This window comes from Caldibacillus thermoamylovorans, from assembly GCF_000751775.1.
Taxonomy (GTDB): domain Bacteria; phylum Bacillota; class Bacilli; order Bacillales; family Caldibacillaceae; genus Caldifermentibacillus; species Caldifermentibacillus hisashii.
Map to the genome: position 1 here is coordinate 1 of NZ_CCRF01000034.1, position 3207 is coordinate 3207.

A 3207-nucleotide genomic window follows, 5' to 3' on the forward strand; every position below is an offset into this window, starting at 1 on the left:
GCAAATATCTACAATTATGCAATTTACCATAAAGCAAGTAATCTATATGTAGAACAATTTAATACTAATGGTAGTAATGAATTGCTTTCCTCAAAATTATTAAATCAATTTCAATTGACACAACCCTTGATAGCTGGGAAACGATTCTTTAATTACACTCTTCATTACGGAAAATTATTAGAAAAAATACAAAAACAAATTAATCGCTCTCATGACCATGATCAAATTCCAAGCAAGCGTTCTGGTGATATTTACATTAAGCAACTGTATGAATGCTCGTTATTATTCTTTGCGGATAGGTTTGGTCTTGAGAGCTTAACCCAATCTGTGATGCAGCAACTTTATTCATGGAGTTATTCATTACGATTGGCAATGAATGCGGTGTATCCGCAGACTGTCAATAAATATGCAAAAGGTCTGCATGAACGAGCAAACTTTGGAATTGATATGTTTTCTGCAATTAGCGAAATGGAGGATCCAGAAGGATTGAAGTTGATAGTGCTTAAACAGCCAGATATTGATGACAATAATCAAGAAAAATATAAAGCAGTGTATGAATTGCTTTGTAAATGGAATGGGTGGTAGGAGATGACTAGTGATTTAAAAATAATACCGGTATCACATGTTTTCGAAAACATCAATTATCTTGTGCCGATTTATCAACGTAATTATGCTTGGACTGAAACGCAAATAGAACAATTGATTGAGGATATTGAAAGCTCTATTGATGGTTCTAATGACAACTACTTCTTAGGGAATTTGATTGTCAATCAAACAGATAACAATGTTTACGAAGTAATTGATGGGCAGCAGCGATTAACAACTTTATATCTTCTTGAGAAGTATTTGGGGCTTGCATTTGCGAAAGAAGCATTGCGATTTGAGGCACGTGAAAAATCAAATCGTACCCTATCTTATATCAGCGATAGCAGTAATCCAGATTTGATTGAAGAATTATCATCACCAGAAATCTTGTATGGTTTTCAAATCGTTGATAACTACTTCAAGAATAAAAATATCGATAAAAGTAGCTTTGTTCAAAAGTTGAATCGAGTTTTTCTTATTCGGGTTCAAGTCCCGCAAAACATTGATTTAAACCATTACTTTGAAATAATGAATACCCGTGGAGAGCAATTGGAACTACATGAAATCGCTAAAGCTAAGTTGTTGGAAGTACTTGAAAATGATCATGACAAAAATATAGCAGCGCTGATTTGGGAAAAATGTTCTGATATGAATTCGTATGTTCAGATGAATTTTGATGTGAATGTGCGAAGAAGTATCTTTACTAAGAACTGGAGCAGTCTATGTCAATCAATTAAGGATTTTGATTCGTTAAAAAGAGAAATTTCGATAGTGGATAATTCAGTAGATAAAAAATCTTTGATTGATATCTTGAGAGATAATAAAATGCTTAATATAACAATTACACAATCGGAAGATGAGAATGAACGTTTTGAATCAACTATTTCATTTCCAAACTTCTTACTTCAAGTCAATGCTGTCATGAGAAAACTCGGGGAAGAAGATGCAAGCCTTGATGACAAACACTTCCTTAATAATCTATCTTGGGCATGGTCAACACCTGAAAAAGCCAAAGACTTCTTGTTCCACTTATTGAAGTGTCGGGTGCTATTTGACAAGTATGTGTTAAAACGCGAGTTTGCTAGGGATTACAAAGAAACGGGTAAATGGTCCCTGCAACGTTTAGAAAAATATCGTGATAAAAAGAAAAATAGTGATAAGCCTAAATACGTTGGTACATTCGGTGATGAAGGTAATGATAATAAGAAACTAAGAACGCTTCAATCTTGTTTACGTATTACTTATACATCACCTAAAACAATGCACTGGATTACGGTTATTTTATCTAACTTGTTAGAAGATGAAGGAACTAACATTATTGCCATATTGGAGAACTATTGTAGGAAGAAGATTGTTGAATCCGATTACCAAAACAGAAGTGGTTTTAAAATTGAACGAATTGTATTTTCTTATCTTGATTATTTAATTTATAGGGATGGCTATTCATATGATGGAAAAGAAATCATATCACCAATGCAAGAAGATTGGCAATTCCAGTTTAGAAGTTCCATCGAGCATTTCCATCCGCAACATCCGGTCGAAGGAGAATTTTGGGAAGAAGACGAGCTGAACGGATTCGGTAATCTAGCATTAATAACGGTTTCAGGGAACTCTAAGTTTTCTAACTTGCCACCTGGTGGAAAAATCAATTCATATCCAAGTATCATCAATCAAAGTTTGAAATTAAAAGTCATGGAAAAAATGACAAGACTAGGTGATGGGAAGTGGACAGAAGAAAAGTCAAGTATTCATAAAGATGAAATGTTTGATATTTTGAAAAATAAAGGATAGAATAAAATAAATGGATATGTTTGCATGAACCTCTAAAACAAGAAGTTGTCGAAAACACAGGAAATTGCTGAAAAAACTTAAGTTTAAGACATGGGATTAATAAAATACATATTTGAGACAAGGAGAAAAAGTTTATGGCAAAGTATATGGTTACTGAGAATGAGGTTAAGACAGCACTAGATATCGACAGCTTTAGAAATATGTCTAAAGAAAAAATCATTGAGTTCGTTTCTGCAATTCCGAATATGGATAAAGATGTTGCAATTAAAATTATTGAACAGTTTCCTGCTTACACTGAATCAGCAAATATTATGCTTGCACAGTTAAATACCTTGTGCAATAACGCAATGAAGGAAAATGGCGAAAGTCAGAAGGAAGCGATTGAGGCCTATAAAAAAATTCTCGATGACCTTGGTGAACTCTTAAAAAAGGACACAATTACTGCTGAAGAAAGAATGCAAATAACAGAACAGATGATAACTGTTGCAGATCGTATTTCAGCAAAGGATACTGAAAACAAAGAATTTCTCAACGGAATAATTAAGTACGGAGTTCCTATCATAGGAGGCGCACTTGTATTGGGGGCTACAATCTTAGGTGTGAATGTAAAGGGTACTAAGATTCCGACTTTGAAAAAATAGCTGCAGATACGCTTTCAAGAACTATAAAATCATTGATATGTTCCCGTCTACCGATAGCACCAAAAACGCAGTGGATATGTTTCCGAGAACGGACAGACTCAAATGACATTCATTCTGTCCTCTCAAGCCATGTGGAGTTGGTAGCATTGATGTCAAGGGAATAAATACACTGAGCTTTTTGCGATGTACT

General features: G+C 34.2%; 2 protein-coding genes and 1 pseudogene. All 3 read left to right on the plus strand.

The window, feature by feature from the left end:
• Window positions 1–585: pseudogene (locus BT1A1_RS19045) on the plus strand (hypothetical protein); the annotation flags it as partial.
• Between the two features lie 3 nt (window positions 586–588).
• Window positions 589–2376 carry a DUF262 domain-containing protein gene (locus BT1A1_RS04170; RefSeq protein ID WP_034768458.1) on the plus strand — a complete coding sequence of 596 codons (1788 nt, stop codon included), beginning with the start codon at window positions 589–591 and terminating at the stop codon, window positions 2374–2376.
• A 134-nt stretch (window positions 2377–2510) separates the two neighbouring features.
• Complete coding sequence (locus tag BT1A1_RS04175; RefSeq protein ID WP_034768460.1) at window positions 2511–3017, plus strand: hypothetical protein; 507 nt, start codon at window positions 2511–2513, stop codon at window positions 3015–3017.
• Window positions 3018–3207 lie beyond the last annotated feature (190 nt).